This window comes from Gelidibacter pelagius (genome assembly GCF_017581925.1).
Lineage (GTDB): Bacteria > Bacteroidota > Bacteroidia > Flavobacteriales > Flavobacteriaceae > Gelidibacter > Gelidibacter pelagius.
Genome location: NZ_JAGEVG010000001.1, coordinates 1 through 16,868, shown reverse-complemented (window position 1 = coordinate 16,868; position 16,868 = coordinate 1). Strand labels below are relative to the sequence as shown.

Sequence of the window (16,868 nt, the reverse complement as noted above, 5' to 3'; positions counted from 1 at the left end):
AAATAAAACTGAATGACGAAATAGTAGCGGTGGATATCCTAAATTTTGTTTAAGGTATTTCAGCATTATTCAATTCATTTTGCTGGAGCCGCTTTTAATTTTAGTTTTCGGGTTTCCTTTCTGACGGCTCTCATGAAGTCTTCTCCTGGATCGGTTTTTTCTGTTCTATAGCCTTCATCTACTTCCAACCATAACTCATGACCTTCAAAATTAGTATATTCATAATGGCCAATAAGATATTCAATAGGGTATTTTTTACTTAAATATTTCACGAGCCAGATATTCGCATCTATTTGTTCTTGCGTCAGCGGAACTCCTTTAGTGCCTCCAACATTTTCGACTCCAATGGCCGTATGGTTTAAACCAATGACGTGTCTTGCCATAGTCGTTTCAGGCATTAATCGGTAAATTGTACCGTCCTGATCCACTAAAAACTGTGAGGATACATTTAATGGACTCGCTGTGGCAATATCAGGTCTGCTCGGTAATTGCGATGTATAGAAGGCATCAAAAGATTGTTGAAGTGTCGGGATTGCCGTCCAATGCAATACAATCATTTTGGGCACAATAATCGGCTTGTCTTGTTCCAGACCATACCTTGTGGAAAGATATTCTTTGGTGAGCTGTATGCGCTCTTCATCAAAAACAATAGGTTTATTCACGATTTGTTTTGATGTGCCACAGGCATAAAACAAAAATAGACTGATACAAAAGACGGCGTATTTCATTATTATAAGTTAGGTGAATATCAAAGTTAGCGAAATTATTTGTTACCAAAGATATTTGAAAAATTTAACCAATAAACGAGCATGGTAATTAACTTAAGCTACGAGTTTGACTGATCATTTTGTGCGATTTCACATCTGTTTTATCATTAGAATTCGTGTAATAAATTATTAAGATTGCCCTCAAGAATGAGCAATAAACCATTCGATTTGTGATAATTTGTGCAATTCATGTCAAAAAAAAGTGATTTCGAAAGATGTTATCCTCTAAATAGAAAGAAATGCTTTTTCATATCTTCAATCTGTGCGTCTTCATTGGTAATGATATAATCGATGGCTTGGGAGGTGAATTCGTCGCCTTTTTCGGTGAGCGAAACGATTTTATTATTGATAAGGATCATGTTGTTTTTAAGCGCTAAATCCAACACGGTCTTACTTTTCACTTTTTGCCAATTGATATGTTCGTTAAGGTGGTTGACATGGCGCTCTTCCACTTCGCTGTGATTTTTAAGATGGAGTAAAAAGGTCAGCAATAAGACTTCAATGCGTTGTCGTTTTTCTCTGTACATCACAGCAATCAAGCCCTTGCTCGGGGCGAATAAATAAACAAGAAAAAACACGACCCCAAGCATGGTCGCAATGGAACCTGCAATGGAAGCATCGAGCCAATGGGCCACCCAATACCCCGAAATAGCACCAAAAACACCGAAAAATATGGCGAGTCCAAGCATTTTTTTCAAATCTGTGGTCAGTAGATATGCGCAGGCGGCAGGGGCAATCATCAGTGCGACAACCAATATGGCTCCAACAGCGTCAAAGGCACCTACCGTCGTAATGGATGCCATGGTCATGAGTCCGTAATGGATCACCACCGGTGAAAACCCTAAAGAAGCAGATAGACCCGCATCAAAAGTGCTTACTTTTAACTCCTTGAAAAAAGCGATTAAAAGAGCGATTGTAGTCAACAAAATAATTCCAATGACCCATAAGGATTTCGGACCTATATCGGTGCCACCAATCGTGAGTCGGTCGAAAGGGGCAAATGCCAATTCACCCAACAATACCGCATCCACATCCAAATGGACGTCATTGGCGTTTTTTGCAATCATGATCACGCCAATGCTAAATAGGGCAGGAAATACCAACCCGATAGCGGTATCTTCTTTTACCAAGCCTGTTTTTTGAATGCGTTCTACTAAAATAACGGTAATGACCCCTGTCAGTGCAGCCAATAAAATGAGGAGTGGCGAATTGAGGTCCTGTGTGATAAAAAAACCAACCACAAGACCCGGTAAGATGGAATGACTTATGGCATCACTGATCATCGCCATTTTACGCAGTACCAAAAAGGTGCCTGGAATGGCACAGGCGATGGCAACCAAACTAGCGATGAGCTGTATTTCAAATTGCGCGTTACTCATGTTTTTTGAAATTTTGGTTGTATAAATTGGCGGCGGTTTCAAATCCTTCTTCCGTCAAACTCCACATGGCACCATCTAAGGTCACATAGTTTTTATCGACCAATTTTTGAAGTGTCTTCCTTGTAAAACCTTGAAAATTGTTCAATATTTTAATGGTATGCGGATGCGAAATATCCTCATGGGTCTCTGCAATATGATACATAAAAGCGAGTGTTTTTTGAAATTCCAGATCCCTTCTATTTTTGATAAATCGGATTTGACGGAACAGCAAACCTCTGCCCGGTGAGAAAATGAAACTAATAACAACAAATACAGACGCCACAATAACGATCACGGGTCCCGTGGAGAGGTTGTCTTGGCTGGCACTGATAGCCGTCCCGAAAACTCCTGAGAACGCTCCAAAAATTGCGGCCAAAAATACCATTTTACCTAAACTATTGGTCCATTGACGTGCCGCTGCAGCTGGTGCCAATAACATCGCGCTCATAAGCACAACGCCAACCGTCTGTAAGCCTAAAACTATGGCCAATACAATAAAAGTGGTGATTAGAACGTCTATGAATTTTGTGTTGAAACCTAAGGTCTTGGTATAATCCGCATCAAAAAGTAAAAGCTTGAATTCTTTCCAAAATAACAGCATGACGATTAGACAGATTCCTGTGATGATGGCCATTAACCAGACATCACTTTCCACCAAAGTTGCGGCTTGACCAAATAAATACTTGTCCAATCCTGCTTGATTGGCGTTGGGTTGTTTCTGAATAAAGGTGAGCAACAACATCCCAAATCCGAAGAAGAGCGAAAGAATGAGCCCCAAAGCGGTATCCGATTTTAAATGTGTTTTGGTCACGATGCCCCGGATCCAAAAAGTACCTACGAGTCCGCTGACCAAAGCACCAAGTAGCAAGGTGTTAGTGTCTTTTGCACCGGTAATCAAAAATGCCAAGGCGATTCCAGGAAGGGCGGCATGCGAAATGGCGTCACCAAGCAAACTTTGTTTTCGCAAAACGGCGAAACTCCCCAACATCCCGGTAACAGCACCCAAAATGGCGGTGCCCAAGGTGATGGTGCGAAGCGTGTAATCGCTGAAAACTAATGAAAAGTAGTCTTGTAAATTCATACCCTATTCCTGCGGAGGCAGGAATCTCTTTTTATTTTATAGTTTTAAACCTTTCCGATGGTTTTTCATATTCAGATTTTTATTTTTCTTAAACCTTTCAGTTTTTAAAACCTTAAAGGTTCTACTCAATTTCTATCAACTCCCGACTATTTGCTTGATTACTAGTCATGCGTTGAATAAATCTCTGATTTTATTGATGATTAGACTTCTTTTAATGAGATTAACCACATGGAACCAGAAAGATTCCTGCATTCGCAGGAAATTTACTTCTGCACACTCACCTTATAATTAATACCATAGGTCTTGGTCAAATTATCATCATTAAAAATATCTTTTACAGGACCTGTTGCTATTTTCTTAACGTTCAAAAAAGTGACCCAATCAAAATATTCAGGCACGGTTTGTAAATCGTGATGCACAACGACTACAGTTTTTCCTGCTTTTCGCAATTCCTTTAAAATATTGATAATGGCAATTTCTGTGGTAGCGTCAACCCCTTGAAAAGGTTCGTCCATAAAATAAATGGAGGCATCCTGTACCAAGGCTCTTGCCAAAAAGATCCGCTGTTGTTGTCCGCCTGATAACTGACTGATTTGTCTGTCCTTAAAGGGAAGCATGCCCACTTTTTCCAAAGCTTCCAAAGCTGCTTTCTTTTCTTTGACTCCAGGGCGTTTAATCCATCCCAAGCTACCGTAAGTGCCCATCATGACCACATCCAGTGCAACGGTAGGGAAATCCCAATCCACACTTCCTTTTTGTGGTACATAGGCCACATGTGAGCGTTGTTTGTGATAAGGTTTGCCATAAATGGTAACACTGCCAGCAATAGGTTTTAAAATGCCTAAAATAGCCTTGATCAATGTCGATTTTCCTGCGCCATTTGGACCAACAATGGCCATGAGGACGCCTTCTGGGATTTCAAGGTCGATATCCCATAGTACAGGCTTATAATTGTAGGCTACGGTTAAATCGTCCACCTTTACAGCAATAACTCCTGCACCTGCCATGTCGGTAGACGGGGAGACAGGAGTCTTTTCCTTAGAATGTGCATTTTTTATGTTATCCATTTCTGTCATTTCCTTTGAACTCTGTATTGTTTTAAAGAATTAATGCTCTCAATGCTATTGAAGTCAAAATTAGATGTTGAACATTCTGGGGTTTCTTCGAATGTAGAGATTCCATCATATCCATCATATTAGTTCTGATTTTCCCAATGATTCCTGCCTTCGCAGGAATTAGCGCAACGCATTCACAATCGTATTCACATTATATTTAAACATTCCGATATAAGTTCCTTCAGCAGTACCCGCATTTCCTAAGGCATCAGAATACAACGTGCCTCCAATTTCGACATGATGATTTTTAGAATTTACGGCGGCCTGAAGTGCTTCAATGGTACGTCTTGGCACCGAACTCTCCACAAAAATGGCTTTTATTTTTTTATCGATAATAAAGTTAGACAAATTTTGGACATCCTGCACGCCGGCTTCGGTAGCCGTTGATAATCCTTGTAAGCCAACAACTTGAAATCCGTAGGCTTTGCCGAAATAATTGAAGGCATCATGAGCGGTAACCAGAATTCTTTTTTCTTTGGGAAGGGTCTCGATAATGGATTTGATTTCCGCATCCAAGACTTTTAACTCCTCAAGATAGGTCTTGCCGTTTTCTTCATAAAGTGCTGCATTCTCCGGATCGGCATCGGAAAGTTTTTGCACCACAAAAGTGGTAATGAGTTCCCAATTGTGGACATCAAACCAAATATGAGGGTCATAATTAGAAGCGAAATATTCTGAACCAATCAGGGTATTTTTATCCAAAGCATCTGAAACAGCGATAGTAGTGATGTTTTGGCTTTCCATTTTTTCGAAAACATCCACGAGTTTCCCTTCCAAATGCAAACCGCCGTAAAAAATCAAATCGGCGTTGGCCAATTTGGTGACATCGCCTGCGCTGGCTTTGTATAAATGTGGATCCACACCACTTCCCATTAAACCTTGAATGTTGAGTTGGTCACCACCAATATGATTCAGCAAATCGGTAATTATTGTCGTTGTGGTCACGATGTTGAGCTTGCCATTATTTGGTCCAGACTCTTTACAAGCGGAGAGACCTACTAAAGTTATTAAAACGAAAACTATTTTTTTCATGAGCCTAAATATATGTTGCGAAGGTACTAAATAAATGAGGATGCTGTGCTGATTATTAAGGTTTTCTCATGTAAACCGCTGCGGATATCTAAAAATTGATGGGGCGATAAAATAAGTATACAACAGGTTGAGCTTACAAAGAATGTCTATAGGCCCCACCTGTTGCTGAATAAATACTCACTTAAAAAATTATTAAACTAAAAACGGCAACAAGATTCCAAGTCGCTGTTCTAACGCTATGCTTATTTAGACTATCGGTTTGTGCTTTAGGACCACTGTAAACGCAATAAAAACCTTTTGTGGAAAACCGGTCGTGAAAATATTGATACAAATCTAATTAAAAGTTTAGACAAATCTAAATAATCTTTTTGTCTAAAAAAAATTTATATTTGTAGATAATATAATTTTGTATGACACTCGCTGAAGAAAATTACCTTAAAGCTATTTATCATTTAGAAAATCAGTCTTCCAATGACGTATCAACGAATGCCTTAGCCGAAGAAATGCAGACCAAGGCCTCTTCGGTTACTGACATGATCAAAAAATTGGCGGAGAAAAATATGGTGTCCTATATTCCGTATCAGGGTGTTTCGCTTTCTAAGGCAGGTCGTGCCTACGCGGTCAAGGTCGTTCGAAAACATCGACTTTGGGAAGTTTTTTTATTAGAAAAATTAAACTTTTCTTGGGATGAGGTGCATGATGTAGCCGAACAATTGGAACACATCAAATCAGAAAAACTAACAGATAAGCTCGATGAGTTTTTGGGGTTTCCTAAAGTAGATCCGCACGGCGATCCGATTCCTGATAAGGATGGTAATTTTGAAAAAATAGATAAAACAAGCCTTGCCGATGCTAAAGAAGGCTCAACGTATCTTTGTGTGGGCGTTGATGATAGTTCCAATGATTTTTTAAAATATTTGGATGCCAATCATATCAGTCTTGGTACGACGATCAAAATTATTCACAAAGAACCTTTTGACAACTCGGTGAAAATCAAATTTAATAATGTTGAATTGGTCGTTTCAGAAAATGTCGCTAAAAACTTGTTCTTAACCGCTGTTTAGTCTCATTATTTTCCTTTTTTGCTAAACCATTCCATCATAAATTCTCGCTTTGCTAAAGTTTAAAATCAGTAACTTGAGCATTTCAAATTAAACTCTTTTATTATGGTCCGTTTCTTTAGTCTTTTAGTAGGTTTTTTGAGTATTCAATTTGCTCTTGCACAAACTCAAAAGATTCCTTTTCAACCTATGGATGTCTTTGCCTTGGAATGGGCTACCGATCCGCAAATTTCTCCTGACGGCACGCAGGTTGTTTACAAAAGAAATGGGTTTGACATCATGAAGGATAATGCCAATGGAAATTTGTGGATCGTCAATGCTGATGGTTCTTCTCATCGTAAATTGACCTCTCGGGAAGTCAGCGAATCACAAGCAAGTTGGTCGCCAACTGGAGATCGTATTGTGTTTTCAAGTACCACAGATGAAGGCTCAGAAATATATATGTATTGGACAGCAACTGGTCAGATTGCTAAAATTTCACAATTGGAAAAATCGCCAAGTTCCTTAACCTGGTCGCCCGATGGAAAATGGATTGCTTTTACGATGTTCATTGCAGAAAAGCCACCAGTAGTAGCCAAATTACCCGAAAAACCAAAGGGTGCGAAATGGGCAGAACCTGCACGAATTACCGACCGACTCAAGCATGAAGCTGATGGCAGTGGGTATATGGCGCCAGGATTTACCCATGTTTTTATAATCCCAGCCGATGGCGGCACCGCCAGACAATTGACCAGCGACAATTACAGTCACCGTGGCAATCTGTCCTTTTCTCCAGATGGGAAAGAGATTTATTTTTCTTCCAACCGAATTGAGGATTGGGAATACCGATTTCGAAATAGCGAAGTTTATAAAGTGAATGTTGCTACCAAACAGATTACTGCTTTGACCTCTCAGGATGGACCAGATCATTCGCCACAAGTATCGCCTGACGGGAAAACTGTAGCTTATCTGGGGTTTGAGGATCGTGTACAGGACCATCAAAATACCTTATTGCAGTTAATGAATAACGATGGCAGCAACAAACGCATAATTTCTTCAAATTTTGATAACAGTGTTTCGGATATTACGTGGGATGCAAGCGGGAAAGGCTTGTATTTTATGTATGACGAAAAGGGAAATTCTAAGATAGGATATATTACAACCTCAGGAAAAATCACAAAACTGGCTGATAATGTTGGCGGAACGACGATTGGACGGCCTTATGCATCAGGGTCGTATTCCGTATCTCAAAATGGGACATTGGTGTACACACAATCCCGACCGGAATATCCAGCGGAATTGGCGGTTATCCAGAATAAAAAGGAGGCGAGGTTAATTACCAATTTAAATGCCGATGTGCTTGCTTTTCGCGAATTGGGCAAGACTGAAGAGGTCTGGTATAAATCGACTTTTGACGACAGGGACATTCAAGGTTGGATTGTCAAGCCACCATTTTATGATCCGTCTAAAAAGTATCCGCTGTTAGTAGAAAATCATGGCGGACCGATTTTGAATTATGGCGACCGATTTACCGCTGAAATCCAGTTATTCGCTGCTGCAGGCTATGTGGTCTTTTATCCAAATCCGCGGGGAAGCACGAGCTATGGGGAGGAGTTCGGCAATTTATTAAAGAATAATTATCCGGGACAGGACTATAATGATGTGATGGATGGTGTGGATTATTTAGTTGAAAAGGGCATTGTAGATAATGATAGATTGTACGTGACCGGTGGCAGTGCCGGCGGTATCATGACCACTTGGATGATCGGAAAGAACCATCGCTTTAAAGCGGCTGCAGTCATAAAACCTGTGGTCAATTGGATCAGTAAAACTTTGGTGGCCGATAATTATTATGGTTATGCCGAAAAGCGTTACGAAGGACAACCTTGGGAAAATTTTGAAACCTATTGGAAATTCTCGCCCATTTCATTGGTGGGCAACATAGAGACTCCTACGATGGTCATGGTAGGGATGAATGATTTAAGAACACCGCCAAGTGAAGCCAAACAACTTTACCATGCTTTAAAACTTAGAAAAGTAGAAACGGTTTTGGTGGAAATACCAGAGGCCTATCATAATATTGCTCAAAGACCAAGTAATTTGATCAGCAAAGTGGCGCATATTTTGGCTTGGTTTGAGAACTATGAATAGTAGGAGTTTCGAGTTTAAAGTTTCAAGTTCCGAGTTGAAGGTTTCACTTCGACACTTGTCTGACATCATATGGGTATCAATGACAGTTATCACAATCATGGGCATCACCAAAAGCTCTTTTCTTTTTTGATTTTTTCCAAAAGAATTTTCTGATCAGAAAAAGTAAGGCAAGCGCTAAGGCACCAAAAGCTAATATGGTTTGGATCGTGTCGTTCATTTTATTTAGTAATCAGTCTCAGTCTCAGTTTTCAGTGGCAGTTTTCAGATCGCTATTTCTAACTAATTTTGCTATTTAAATATTAACAATCTACTAATTCCCAGTTCCTACATCCCCGTCACCCGTCATCGGTCATCGGTCATCGGTCATCCGTCTTTCCTCCATCTACTTCAAAACCTGAAACGCAATCAATGCAATAATATACGCAAAAGTACTCATAATTACAAGCTGTAAGATTGGCCATTTCCACGAATTTGTTTCACGTTGTACAATGGCCAAGGTGCTCATACACTGCATTGCAAATGCATAGAACAGTAATAAGGAAATCCCAGAAGCAAAGTTAAACAATGGCCCTCCTAAAATAGGGTTTACCTCTCCCGCCATTCTGTTTTTAATAGTTTCTTCATCATCACTTCCAACGCTATATATGGTCGCCAAGGTGCCAACAAATACTTCACGGGCAGCAAATGAACTTACGAGCGCAATACCAATTTTCCAATCGTATCCCAAAGGTCTAATGGCAGGTTCAATGGCATGGCCCGTGATGCCAAGAAATGAATGTTCCAGTTTTTGGGAAGCCACGTGTTGTTGCAATTCATCGTCGGTGAGGTTTTGATTTGCGTATTCTGCAGTGATAATTTCCTCAGCTTTATTGAAATCATCCCCTGGACCATACGAGGCCAAAAACCAAAGAATGATGGATATGGCCAAGATTATTTTTCCGGCACCAAAAACGAAAGCCTTGGTCTTTTCAATAACTGTCAATGCGACGTTTTTGGGCAATGGCAACTTGTAATTGGGCATTTCAACCACAAAAAAGGTCTTGCTTTTAATTTTGAGAATTTTGTTCAAGATCATCGCCGACCCCAAGGCCGCACCAAATCCGATGAGATATAAGAGCATCAAGGTCATGGCTTGATAACCTAAACCGAAAAATCGTTTATCCGGAATAACCAAGGAAATGATAATCAGATACACTGGCAATCTTGCGGAACAGGTGGTAAATGGCGTGACTAAAATTGTGATCAGACGTTCTTTCCAACTTTCAATATTTCGGGTGGCCATAATTGCTGGAATTGCACATGCCGTCCCAGAAATTAGAGGCACCACACTTTTACCGCTCAATCCAAAACGTCGCATACCTCGATCCATTAAAAAAACTACGCGACTCATATAGCCGGTTTCTTCGAGTACTGAAATAAACAGGAACAGAAAGGCAATCTGCGGGATAAAAATGACGATTCCTCCCAATCCCGGGATAATACCTTCGGACAATAAATTTGTAAAAGTGCCAGCAGGGAGTACGTTCTTGGTCCATTCGCTCAATGACGCAAAGGTGGAATCGATAAAATCCATTGGTACACTGGACCAGTCATAAATAGCTTGGAAAATGGTCAATAAGATGAGAAAGAAAATCACATAGCCCCAAACTTTATGGGTTAAGATGCGGTCCAATTTGATCCTAAGGTCTTTGGCAGTGCTCAAATCTATGATTTGTCCCTTTTTAAGGGTTTCGTTTATAAATTGATAGCGCTTAATAGTTTCCTTTTGCTGAAGACGTTTGAGATCGGATTTGGATTTGGTTTTGAAATCAGCAACCGGCTCAATTTCATTTCGGTCGGTTTTGCCAAAATTGACATCTTGGGTAATGACTAACCAAAGTTTGTACAGCAACTGATCTGGAAAAGCTTTGCGTAAGCTATCAAAGTAGTCCTTGTCAATTTCCGATGCATGCATACACGGAGCTGTTGAGAGTTCTCTATAATTGGAAATCAATTCTTTTAATTCAGCAATCCCATAATTTTTTCTGGTACTCACCAGTGCAATTTTGGTGTTTAGCTGTTCTTCTAAATGCGGAATATCTAAAGAAATACCTTTGTATCGCATCCTGTCGGCCATGTTGATCACTAAAATCGCAGGGATTTCCAAGTCTTTAATCTGTGTGAAAAGGAGTAGGTTTCGTTTGAGGTTCTCAACATCGCTCACAACTACGGCAACATCCGGAAAGTCTTTATCGTTTTTGTTTAGAAGCAATTCGATGACCACGTTTTCATCCAAAGAAGAGGCATTCAAACTGTAAGTTCCAGGCAAATCAATGATATGTGCTTTCACACCACGAGATAATTTGCAGATGCCTTCTTTTTTTTCAACTGTAATACCGGGATAATTACCAACCTTTTGGTTCAATCCGGTAAGTGCATTAAAAACTGAAGTTTTACCCGTATTCGGATTCCCTATTAGTGCGACATTGATCTGCTTACTCATTAGAGGATGTCTATTAAAATGTGAAGAGCAGTCTCTTTTCTGATGGCTAAATGAGTGCCATTGATGTTGAGGTACATGGGGTCTGAAAAATGGGCGACTTGTACAAGCTCCACAAAATTGCCGGGTAAACAGCCCATTTCCAAAAGTTTTAATGGGATGTAAATTGATGACACATCAGTAATGATACCACGTTGCCCTTTTTTTAGATGTGCGACTGTTACTTGCAAGCTTATTTAGATTGATTTTAAAGAAGCAAAAGTAAACGAAAAAAATTTATTGTTTGTTATTTGGGAAGAGAAAGTTCAGAGTTATAATCAGGGACATTCAATTAGTTCATTGCTATGCGGGTACTAATTAAGTAGGTGTTTTTAAGACTTCTGCGACAATCTGCGACATCTTCGGGAAATAAATTCAATGTAATATGTGTTGAGGTTCAGCCATTTTCGATCATCGCATTCAAATTCATAACTGCTACCATCGTGTTGGCAAGTTTCAATTTTAACTTCAACTTCAACTTCAATTTCGTTCGCTTAAATCCCCAATCAAAAATCGTCAATCGTCAATCAAAAATCGTTAATCAAAAATCGCTCGCCCTACCCTTCGTTCTTCAGTACTTTAATATCCTCCAGTAACTTTTCGATATCGTCAGGTTGGGTGCCATCATAATAGCCACGAATTTGTCGTTTTTTGTCAATAAGCATGAAATTTTCGGTGTGGATCATATCATATTGGTCGCCGTTACCGTCTGTTTTGACTGCCAAATAACTTTTCCTTGCTAATTCGTAGATCTGTTTTTTATCGCCTGTAACTAAATTCCATTTCTTGTCAATTACCCCTTTCTCAATAGCATAACGTTTCAATTGATCCACATCATCAATTTCTGGCGTCACGGAATAGGAGAGAAGCATAATTTCCTCATCCGATAGTGTTGCCTTTTGGATTTGGGCCATATGGTCAGTCATGATTGGGCAAATGGTCTGACAGGTTGTAAAGAAGAAATCGGCCACATAAATTTTGTCTTCGTAATTCTTTTGGGTTACGGTGTCACCATTTTGATTGATCAGACTGAAGTCGGCAATTTTATGATATTTGCTTTGGTATTGCAAAGTGCTGTCTACCATTTCAAAATTTACCATAGTAGGTTGGTAAATGGGAAGCACTTTCTTTGGCGTAAGTACATTGTACATAATGGTAACAATGATAGCGGATAAGAAGAACAAAAAGATTCCGAAAAACTTATATTCTCTAAAAAAAGATAGCATTTTTAATGGTTTTGAGGATGTTGTGTGAAATATGATGCAAAAATACAACAGATAAGAATCAAAAAGGGTATTTTTAATCTTAAAATTGCGTTTCATGAAAAACAGTACACTGGTTCTTTTTCTAATCTTTTCTTCTTTTTTAAGTGCTCAAAATCATCAATTCAGTGATCTCAGAGAAGCTGAGATGAAATCTGCTTTAAACCGAATGCAAATGCGCCCCAATGCCAATACGGGGAACTATGATGTAAAATATCATCGATTGGAGCTTGAGGTGGATCCGTCAGTGGCGTTTATAAGTGGCGATGTGACGACCCATTTTGAAGCGACATCCGATTTAAATCAGATTGTATTTGACCTAACGGATAATATGACGGTGTCACAAGTGTTGCAACGTGGAAATCCGCTGGAGTTTTCTCAAAATAATAATGACGAAGTGGTCATTACGCTTGCACAATTACAAAATACAGGCGTTTTAGATTCCTTGACCATTAGTTATTCTGGAAATCCCGTAAGCTCTGGTTTTGGCTCCTTTGAAGTCAATACGCATGCAGAAAAGCCTGTCCTCTGGACCCTTTCCGAACCGTACGGTGCCAAAGGATGGTGGCCATGTAAGCAAGATCTTATTGATAAAATAGATCGTATTGACGTGTATATTACTACGCCTTCAACCAATCCTGATGGCGATGGCTATGTGGCCGTTTCTAATGGTTTGGAACAATCACAAGTTATAAATGGCAGTAATAAAACGACCCATTATAGGCATAACTACCCCATTCCTGCCTATTTGGTAGCCATTGCGGTGACCAATTATACGGTTTATTACGATACGGTTTTTAATAGCGGTAACCCATTTGAAATTATCAACTATGTCTATCCAGAAAATTTAGCAGCTGTACAAGCGCAAACTCCGGTAACGGTCGATATCATGAACCTCTACAGTACACTTTTTGGCGAATATCCTTATGCCGATGAAAAATATGGCCATGCCCAATTTGGATGGGGTGGTGGTATGGAGCATACCACCGTGTCATTTATGGGGAGTTTTGGACGGAATTTAATTGCCCACGAACTGGGTCATCAATGGTTCGGAAATAAAGTGACCTGTGGCAGCTGGAAAGATATTTGGCTCAACGAAGGATTTGCAACTTATATGTCTGGACTTGTAGTTGAAAACTTAGATGGCAATACACCATTTAAAAATTGGAAACAGCAAATGGTAACGTCAATTACCTCTACACCTGATGGCGCCGTGTTTTTAAAAGATGCTGATACCTTGACTGTCAATCGTATTTTTAATCAGCGCTTGTCTTATAATAAAGGGGCAATGGTTTTGCACATGCTCAGAAAGCAATTGGGTGATACTGACTTTTTCCAGGGATTGAGGAATTATTTAAACCATCCAGATCATGCCTACGGGTATGCAAAATCAGAAGATTTTATCAGAATCATGGAAAGTACGAGCGGTCAGGATTTGTCTGAGTTTTTTGAAGATTGGCTCTACGGAGAAGGCTATCCAAGTTTTAAACTGGAATGGTCACAGGCTATTCCTACAGAAATAAATTTCACTTTAGAACAAACTCAGACCCACCCTTCCGTATCCTTTTTTGAAACTCAATTGCCCATACGATTGGTTGGTACGGCGGGTGAAACGATCGATCTGGTTTTAGATCAGACGGTCAATCAAGAAAATTTCACAAGAACCGTTAATTTCATGGTTGCGGAGGTATTGATCAATCCTGAGTTTGATATGATTTCAAAAAACAATACCGTGGTTCTCGGTACAGATGAACATGTATTAAATATGGAAATTAAGTTCTATCCTAACCCTACTTCAGACAGCTTCAGTATTAAAAAACCAGATTTTCTAAGAGTCGACCAAATCCGCATTTACAACACACTCGGTCAGCTCATTCACACATCGGGTTGGAATGACACTATTGATCTGTCCACAGTTTCTTCAGGCATGTTTTTTGTGGAACTCCAAACTAACAAGGGCAGGATTAATAAATCGCTGTTAAAAAACTAACTAATAGGATCGTATTAGTTTTCTAAATGGGCTTAAAAGACTACTTTTGTGCCTTATAATTTTTTCGAAAAGAGATCAATGGAGTTTGTAATTAAAATTTCTCAATTTTTATTGAGTTTGTCCCTGCTTATCGTGTTGCACGAGTTGGGGCATTTTATACCAGCAAGATTATTCAAGACGCGTGTAGAAAAATTCTATTTGTTTTTTGATATCAAATACAGTTTGTTCAAGAAAAAAATAGGTGATACCGTTTATGGAATCGGCTGGTTACCACTTGGAGGCTATGTCAAAATAGCGGGAATGATTGATGAAAGCATGGACAAGGAGCAAATGGCGCAATCTCCCCAACCTTGGGAGTTTCGTTCGAAACCTACTTGGCAACGGCTTATTATTATGTTGGGTGGCGTGACCGTCAACTTTCTTTTAGCCTATTTTATTTATGTTTTTATGTCATTCGGATATGGCGATACTGATATTGATTCCCAAAGCTTAAAGGATGGCTATCTCATTGATAATCCGCTGTTGAATGATTTAGGGTTTAAAACCGGTGATCATATTGTGAAGGTCGGTGACACTAAAGTTGTCAACGAATCAGATATTAGAGCAAATTTAATTGGTGCTGAAAAAATAACATTAGAGCGTGATGGTGTGGAGCAGACCATAACCTTGCCAGAAGATTTTTTAGGGCAACTCTCTACCAGTAAAAACCGAAGACTTTTTGAACTTAGATTACCATTTATGGTGGCCAAAGTCAGTGACTCTTCATTAAATAAGTCGGCGGATCTCAAAAAAGGAGATCTGATGAAGACTATTGAAGGTCAATCAGTAGAATATTTTGACCAAGCACAGGATGTTTTAAAGACTTTTAAAGGACAAACCGTCACGGCCGAGATTTTAAGAGATGGCGAATCCAAGATGGTCGATCTTATGGTTGACGACAATGGAAAATTAGGGATTGAAACCGGAGGTTCTCCGAATAGGTTCGCAGAATTAGGATATTTTAAGATTGTTAGAAAGGAATATACACTTGGCGAGAGCTTTGTTGTTGGTTATGATCGATTTACGAGTCAAATATCAGGCTACTTTACCCAATTAAAATTAATTTTTAGTCCGAGCACAGGCGCTTATAAAGGTGTGGGCGGTTTTAAGGCCATTTTTGATGTATTTCCGAGTGTTTGGAGCTGGGAATATTTTTGGGGTATTACAGCCTTTCTATCGATAATGTTGGGCGTTTTGAATTTGTTGCCAATCCCTGCATTAGATGGCGGTCACGTCATGTTTTTATTGTACGAAATGATTTCAGGACGCAAGCCTTCAGAAAAGTTTATGGAGGGCGCTCAAGTTGCTGGATTCATGATTATCATCCTGTTAGTATTGTTTGCCAATGGCAATGATATATTTAAAGCGATAACGGATTAAAAATATTTCAAAATAGTTTTGCTCAAGTTAAAAATAGCAATATATTTGCATCCTCAAAATAAGGTATTAAACCTTCCTCTTTAGCTCAGTTGGTTAGAGCATCTGACTGTTAATCAGAGGGTCCTTGGTTCGAGCCCAAGAAGAGGAGCAGTGTTGACGAGGCTTCAGAGAGTTTATACTCCTGAAGCCTTTTTCATTTGCACATAATTTGCACATAGATTTGAATTATTTTCATTTTTATTGTATTTAGTATCAATTAAATACATTTCTCACTAAATTACATCTTTAAGTAGATTGTGTCGCTGATTGACTCATTGGAACATAAATTCCTTCCATATTCTATCTTCTTTTTTTATCCGTAGAAAGTTTTCGAATAGATTTTAAAACCGTTGCCGAATCTGAAATTCAAACTCAGGAATTGAAATCTGACGTTTTAAATCTATTCTAGCTTTACTTTTTCAATTTTAACTGTTGATAACCTCAGATTGGTCTATATCATCACTCTTCGTTACACTTTCAAAGAGAATCAAACAACATTAACTGAAATCATAGAATCTATAAAATACTATCATTTGACGTCATTTGATATAACTTACTGCTTATCAGTTAATTGTGAATAACTTATTGTTATTTTTTCTTCTTTCATTATTCTCTTTTCTTACTTTTATTTCCATAATCCCATAAGGGAATCAAAAGCGCTTTTGTTCATTTTAATCATTAAAAACTATTAAAAATGGACAATTTATTGATATTGGAACGATTGGATCGTTTAGAAAAATTATTGGTCGGGCATAAAGAAGTTTTGACCTTTGATGAGACCTGTGACTACACGGGCATTTCCAGAAGTTATCTTTATAAACTTACAGCTTCAGGGAGAATTCCACACTCCAAACCCAACGGCAAAATGCTCTTTTTCGAGAAGCGTAAACTTGTGGAATGGCTACTTCAGAACAAGCGAAAGTCACAACACGACATAGAACGTGAGGCATTGGCCTATTCCTTAAGGAATAAGCGCATTTAATCTGCGAAATATACTATTTCACTAAAGCCAACGTCTATGGAAACAAATAAACAG

Annotated in this window: 14 protein-coding genes and 1 tRNA gene; 6 read left to right on the top strand and 9 right to left on the bottom strand. The window is 39.1% G+C overall.

Annotated elements, in window-relative coordinates:
• Positions 1 to 74 precede the first annotated feature (74 nt).
• The 5 genes from J4051_RS00075 to J4051_RS00055 all read right to left on the bottom strand — a co-directional run bounded on the left by J4051_RS00075 (position 75) and on the right by J4051_RS00055 (position 5,413).
• Positions 75 to 728, bottom strand: a complete 654-nt coding sequence (locus tag J4051_RS00075) for a peptidoglycan recognition protein family protein (RefSeq protein ID WP_208231577.1) — start codon at positions 726 to 728, stop codon at positions 75 to 77.
• Positions 729 to 985: 257 nt separating this feature from the next.
• Positions 986 to 2,146, bottom strand: a complete 1,161-nt coding sequence (locus J4051_RS00070) for a metal ABC transporter permease (RefSeq protein ID WP_208231576.1) — start codon at positions 2,144 to 2,146, stop codon at positions 986 to 988.
• Complete coding sequence (locus tag J4051_RS00065) at positions 2,139 to 3,266, bottom strand: metal ABC transporter permease (RefSeq protein ID WP_208231575.1); 1,128 nt, start codon at positions 3,264 to 3,266, stop codon at positions 2,139 to 2,141. The genes J4051_RS00070 and J4051_RS00065 overlap by 8 nt, the downstream gene beginning before the upstream one ends.
• A 263-nt stretch (positions 3,267 to 3,529) precedes the next feature.
• A complete protein-coding gene (locus J4051_RS00060) occupies positions 3,530 to 4,273 on the bottom strand; it encodes a metal ABC transporter ATP-binding protein (protein ID WP_208231936.1) in 744 nt (247 codons plus the stop codon).
• A 228-nt stretch (positions 4,274 to 4,501) separates the two neighbouring features.
• The gene (locus J4051_RS00055) at positions 4,502 to 5,413 is read right to left on the bottom strand and encodes a metal ABC transporter solute-binding protein, Zn/Mn family (protein ID WP_208231574.1); all 912 of its coding nucleotides are present in this window, start codon (positions 5,411 to 5,413) and stop codon (positions 4,502 to 4,504) included.
• 410 nt (positions 5,414 to 5,823) lie between these two features.
• Here J4051_RS00055 and J4051_RS00050 point away from each other — a divergent pair, with 410 nt between their 5' ends.
• Positions 5,824 to 6,477 (top strand): metal-dependent transcriptional regulator, encoded by a 654-nt coding sequence (locus J4051_RS00050; RefSeq protein ID WP_208231573.1) that lies wholly within the window; start codon positions 5,824 to 5,826, stop codon positions 6,475 to 6,477.
• 102 nt (positions 6,478 to 6,579) lie between these two features.
• Positions 6,580 to 8,604: a S9 family peptidase gene (locus tag J4051_RS00045; protein ID WP_208231572.1), complete on the top strand. Its 2,025-nt coding sequence runs from the start codon at positions 6,580 to 6,582 to the stop codon at positions 8,602 to 8,604.
• 76 nt (positions 8,605 to 8,680) lie between these two features.
• Here the strand turns inward: J4051_RS00045 and J4051_RS00040 are convergent, their stop codons facing one another.
• The 4 genes from J4051_RS00040 to J4051_RS00025 all read right to left on the bottom strand — a co-directional run bounded on the left by J4051_RS00040 (position 8,681) and on the right by J4051_RS00025 (position 12,348).
• On the bottom strand, positions 8,681 to 8,821 hold the full coding sequence (locus J4051_RS00040; protein ID WP_208231571.1) for a FeoB-associated Cys-rich membrane protein: 141 nt from the start codon (positions 8,819 to 8,821) through the stop codon (positions 8,681 to 8,683).
• A gap of 165 nt (positions 8,822 to 8,986) precedes the next feature.
• On the bottom strand, positions 8,987 to 11,086 hold the full coding sequence (gene feoB / locus J4051_RS00035; protein ID WP_208231570.1) for a ferrous iron transport protein B: 2,100 nt from the start codon (positions 11,084 to 11,086) through the stop codon (positions 8,987 to 8,989).
• Complete coding sequence (locus J4051_RS00030) at positions 11,086 to 11,313, bottom strand: FeoA family protein (RefSeq protein ID WP_208231569.1); 228 nt, start codon at positions 11,311 to 11,313, stop codon at positions 11,086 to 11,088. Before J4051_RS00030 ends, feoB begins: the two co-directional genes overlap by 1 nt.
• A 366-nt stretch (positions 11,314 to 11,679) precedes the next feature.
• The gene (locus J4051_RS00025; protein WP_208231568.1) at positions 11,680 to 12,348 is read right to left on the bottom strand and encodes an SCO family protein; all 669 of its coding nucleotides are present in this window, start codon (positions 12,346 to 12,348) and stop codon (positions 11,680 to 11,682) included.
• Positions 12,349 to 12,442: 94 nt separating this feature from the next.
• Here J4051_RS00025 and J4051_RS00020 point away from each other — a divergent pair, with 94 nt between their 5' ends.
• The 4 genes from J4051_RS00020 to J4051_RS00005 all read left to right on the top strand — a co-directional run bounded on the left by J4051_RS00020 (position 12,443) and on the right by J4051_RS00005 (position 16,814).
• Positions 12,443 to 14,374 (top strand): M1 family aminopeptidase, encoded by a 1,932-nt coding sequence (locus tag J4051_RS00020; protein WP_208231567.1) that lies wholly within the window; start codon positions 12,443 to 12,445, stop codon positions 14,372 to 14,374.
• Between the two features lie 78 nt (positions 14,375 to 14,452).
• Positions 14,453 to 15,793, top strand: coding sequence for an RIP metalloprotease RseP (rseP, locus tag J4051_RS00015; RefSeq protein ID WP_208231566.1), 1,341 nt, complete (start codon positions 14,453 to 14,455; stop codon positions 15,791 to 15,793).
• Positions 15,794 to 15,867: 74 nt separating this feature from the next.
• Positions 15,868 to 15,941: transfer RNA gene (locus J4051_RS00010), tRNA-Asn, on the top strand.
• A gap of 585 nt (positions 15,942 to 16,526) precedes the next feature.
• Complete coding sequence (locus J4051_RS00005; RefSeq protein WP_208231565.1) at positions 16,527 to 16,814, top strand: helix-turn-helix domain-containing protein; 288 nt, start codon at positions 16,527 to 16,529, stop codon at positions 16,812 to 16,814.
• Positions 16,815 to 16,868: the final 54 nt, after the last annotated feature.